Annotated in this window: 4 protein-coding genes; all 4 read left to right on the top strand. The window is 47.8% G+C overall.

The window, feature by feature from the left end; translation table 11 throughout:
- The first annotated feature begins 272 nt into the window (after nucleotides 1-272).
- Complete coding sequence (locus VN429_RS11130; RefSeq protein WP_325633301.1) at nucleotides 273-1,325, top strand: class II glutamine amidotransferase; 1,053 nt, start codon at nucleotides 273-275, stop codon at nucleotides 1,323-1,325.
- Entirely contained in the window at nucleotides 1,322-2,833 is a 1,512-nt protein-coding gene (locus tag VN429_RS11125) for a glutamate synthase-related protein (RefSeq protein WP_325633299.1), read from the top strand. The genes VN429_RS11130 and VN429_RS11125 overlap by 4 nt, the downstream gene beginning before the upstream one ends.
- 2 nt (nucleotides 2,834-2,835) lie before the next feature.
- Complete coding sequence (locus VN429_RS11120; protein ID WP_325633297.1) at nucleotides 2,836-3,582, top strand: GltB/FmdC/FwdC-like GXGXG domain-containing protein; 747 nt, start codon at nucleotides 2,836-2,838, stop codon at nucleotides 3,580-3,582.
- 4 nt (nucleotides 3,583-3,586) lie between these two features.
- A partial coding sequence (locus VN429_RS11115) for a Coenzyme F420 hydrogenase/dehydrogenase, beta subunit C-terminal domain (protein ID WP_325633295.1) occupies nucleotides 3,587-4,591 on the top strand: 1,005 nt, incomplete at its 3' end.

Raw genomic sequence — 4,591 nt, 5'->3', positions numbered from 1 at the left:
TTGCTCAGTAATACCGGATATCAGGTTTTACGTTTCCTATCCTGAACGGTATGATGTGTATATAGTTTAGGTACATGATATTTATCAGAATCTGATAAACACTCCCTGTTATCCAATACTTATTTTCTTGCTGGATGGTTTATTCCATCTACTCATGTTAATATGATCGAAGAACGTATAAAAGAGGTTACAACAAAAAAGCCTTCAGCCGGGGAATCATATCCGGATGTAAATGGCAGTATAATTGCCGACTTTTTGGTGTATGTGGTGATATGTGCGGAATAATAGGCGTGATTGATAAGACTCGCGAAACGATGGATGGGTCTGCAATCAGAGAAGCCCTCGCGATCATGGATGAACGAGGCAATGGTGAGGGCGCGGGATATGCTGCATACGGAGTATATCCGGATTACGCAGATCTGTATGCAATACATGTATTTTATGACAATATTGTTGAACCCAAGGAAAAAGTCGAGGAACTGCTTGAAACCTGGGGAATGGTAGAGCATGATGAAGAGATCCCCACCCATGAAACCGGCCGTATAAAGAAGGTCCACATCCCATGGCGATATTTCTTCAGGCCAAACCGTAAACTGATGCCCCAGAGTGACACTCCTGAAGATGACATCGTCACTCAGCTTGTGATGCATGTTAACACGAAAATACCCGGAGCACTCATCTTTTCATCAGGAAAGAATATTGGTGTATTCAAGGCATCTGGATGGCCTGAAGAAGTAGCAGACTTTTACCGGGTTGAAGATTATGAAGGATACCTCTGGATAGCTCACAACCGGTATCCCACAAATACAGCTGGCTGGTGGGGAGGAGCTCATCCCTTTAATCTCCTGAACTGGAGTGTAGTCCATAACGGTGAGATCACATCATACGGAACTAACCGGAGATATATTGAGAGCTTTGGATATATCTGTCGGATGTACACAGACACAGAAGTTGTTGCGTACCTGATGGATCTACTTGCAAGAAAGCACAAGCTCAGCCCTGAGCATGCAGTCAGGGCTCTTGCTCCTCCATTCTGGGAAGAAATTGAAAGGATGGAACCTTCTGAGCAGGAACTCAATACTGCAATCCGCCTCACATATGGACAAGCAATGATGAATGGGCCATTTGCAATAGCAGTGGCATCCCACGACTCACTGGTAGGATTCTCAGATAGGATCAAACTTCGGCCTCTCGTCATAGGCGAACATGATCAGCGACTGTATGTCTCTAGTGAAGAGGCAGCAATCAGGACCATGGACCCTGACGTGAAGAAGATCTCAATGCCACGTGCTGGTCAGCCTATCGTTGGGAGGGTCGTGGCATGATCATCGGATCACGCCCGCTAAAGTTCCAGGTAACCCTTGATCATGACCAGTGCATGCTTTGTGGTCGGTGTGTTGACAACTGTTCATATAATGTCTACCGAATGGAAGACGGAAGAATAAAAGTCAACTCCCGGAACTGTGTTGCCTGTCACCGTTGTCTCTCTCAGTGCCCCCGTGATGCCATTATGATCGCAGAACGTCCCTGCGATTATCGGAGTCACCCGGTCTGGACTGACCGTGTTCGTGAAAATATATTTAAGCAGGCTGAATCTGGTAAAATCCTCTCTGGTGGAATGGGTAACACCGGTGATTATCCAATAATCTTTGACCGGATTGTTCTTGATGCCTGTCAGGTTACAAACCCTAGTATCGACCCTCTTCGCGAACCAATGGAACTCCGGACATATATTGGTAAAAAGCCACGAAAGCTTGATATTACCTATGGTCCGGGCAATGATGTCGAGCTCAATACTAAGCTTCTGCCAAACCTCAAACTCGAAACTCCTATCATGATCGGGCATATGAGTTATGGAGCAATCTCTCTGAATGCCCAAATGGCGATGGCAAAAGCGGTCTCGCGTATCGGGACATTCATGGGAACCGGAGAAGGAGGGTTGCATGAAGGACTCTTTCCATATCAGAACAATATGATTGTTCAGATTGCATCCGGACGGTTCGGTGTTAATGTCGATTACCTGAACAGGGGGGCAGCAATTGAGATCAAGATCGGTCAGGGAGCAAAACCCGGTATCGGTGGCCACCTGCCTGGTGAAAAAGTCTGTGCAGATGTATCATGTACCCGTATGATCCCTGAAGGTAGTGACGCCATCAGTCCGGCTCCTCACCATGATATCTACTCTATAGAAGATCTCAAACAGTTGGTCATGGGTCTAAAGGAGGCTACCGAGCATCAGAAGCCTGTCTTTGTCAAGATTGCAGCGGTTCACAATGTTGCAGCTATTGCAGCAGGTATTGCCCGGTCAGGTGCAGATGCTGTAGTCATCGATGGGTTTAAAGGTGGAACTGGTGCTGCTCCTGCAGTCTTCAGAGACCATGTGGGTATCCCAATTGAAGCGGCAGTTGCGGCAGTAGACGCAAAACTCCGTCAGCAGGGTATCAGGAACGAAGTCTCCATCATTGCATCAGGTGGAATCAGGCACAGTGCAGATGTCACTAAGGCAATCTGTCTTGGTGCAGATGCAGTTTATATTGGAACGGCAGCTCTGGTTGCCATGGGGTGCAGGGTTTGTGGAACCTGTTATCGAAATCTGTGTGCATGGGGTATTGCAACCCAGCAGCCTGACCTCGTAGCCCGACTAAATACCGATGAAGCCTCGGTAAATGTTGAAAACCTGATCCATGCATGGACACTTGAACTTGCTGAACTGATGGGTGCAGCAGGTATCAACAGTATTGAGTCACTTCGTGGAAATCGCGACAGGCTCAGAGGATACATGCTTGATGAGTCGATGCTGGATGTTCTGGATATCAAACCGGTGGGGGCCTGAAGATGTCAGTCGTCGAGATTGATGCACATAAAATGCATTATACTCCGCTGAATAAGTTAATCCGTAAAGCGATTAAAGACGGGGCAAAAGAGATCCACCTCCTGAACGTGATGGGTCAGCGGTTTATCGGCGATGGTCTGACCGGTGATGCAACTATCACCATAGAAGGAGTTCCAGGCGGGGATCTCGGCATGTTTATGCAAGGGCCGACGATCATCGTACACGGAAATGCAGACCATGCTCCCGGTAACACGATGGATGAAGGTCTTATCGTTATCCACGGAAGTAGCGGTGATGCGACAGCCCATAGTATGCGTGGTGGTCGTGTCTATGTGAAAGATGACATCGGATACAGGGGTGGAATCCATATGAAGCAGTATATGGAGAAGAAACCCGTTCTGGTTATCGGAGGAAATGCACGGGCATTTCTTGGTGAGTTCATGGCTGGCGGACTTGTCATCCTGCTCAGACTTGGCCAGAAAAATCCGGAACCTTTTGCCGAGATGAGCCTTGCAAGTGGTATCCACGGCGGGGCGATCTACATCAGGGGTCCGGTAGAGAAGTGGACACTTGGTATCGGTGCATCTGCACGGGAAGCAACTAAAGAGGATTTATCAGTAATTGAACCGTTTGTCAAAGAGTTTTCTGAGCACTTCGGTTATAATCCTGCAGATATTTTATCATCTTCCTTTACAAGGATAGCACCGGTTAGTGCCAGACCATTCGCTAGTAAGTATATCTGGGAGTGAGCAGATGGCTGATACAAAGAGTTACAAGGATCTGAGCAAGGAGGTCTGGGACGCAGGCACTTGCAGCGGATGTGGAGCATGTGTGGCTGTATGTCCTGCTGATGCACTGTTTTTCATTGAAGAGCCCGGAATTAATCATCCCTCCTCATCAGGGTACTGTAAGATGGCAATTGATTCAGTCCCCTGTGGGGCATGCTATGATGCCTGTCCCCGCACTCGTGAACAGAAAAAGGAGACCCTCGGTTCATACATAAGTCTGCTCAAGGCTCAGGCAACGGGGCCTGTTCCCCACCAGCAGAACGGAGGTGCTGTAACAGCAATCCTGGTGGCAGCTCTTGAGAAGGGTTTGATTGATGGTGTTGTCACACTTACAGAGGACCGGTGGAGTCACCGCCCACGTTCGATCCTGATAACAAATGAAGGAGAACTGGTTGAACATGCGGGTTCACGATATAACTGGTCAGTGCCGGTTCTCCGATCGTTAAAGGCAGCTGTTGTTGATAGGAAACTGAAACATATTGCTGTTGTGGGAACACCCTGCGTCGTGCAGGCAGCACGAGGTATGAAAATTTCAAAGAATGATCTCCTGATTCCGTTTGGAAGATCCATTCGTCTGATCATCGGACTCTTCTGCACAGAGAGTTTTGATTATCATACCCTGATGGAAGACATTCTGAAACGTTCAGGTCTTGCTCCTCATCAGATTGCCAAGATGGATGTAAAGGGAAAGTTGGACCTTACCCTTACAGACGGCTCATCCAGTACCCTCTCACTTGATGAGGTAGCAAAAGCAGTACGTCAGGGATGTCATACATGTGGAGATTTTTCAGCCCTTGACGCTGATATTTCTGCAGGTTCAGTAGGAACTCCCGCTGGATACACTACGCTGGTTGTTAGAACTGCAGATGGTGAGGGATTTGTTGAGAACGCTGTATTGACTGGCACCCTTACTACCGGCAGTGAAGTCGATACCGGAATAATTGAAAAACTTGCAGTTTCAAAACAGAAG

This window comes from Methanospirillum sp. (assembly GCF_035560735.1).
GTDB lineage: Archaea > Halobacteriota > Methanomicrobia > Methanomicrobiales > Methanospirillaceae > Methanospirillum.
Note: the sequence above shows the minus strand (reverse complement) of the source record. Positions and strands in the feature narration are given on the sequence as shown.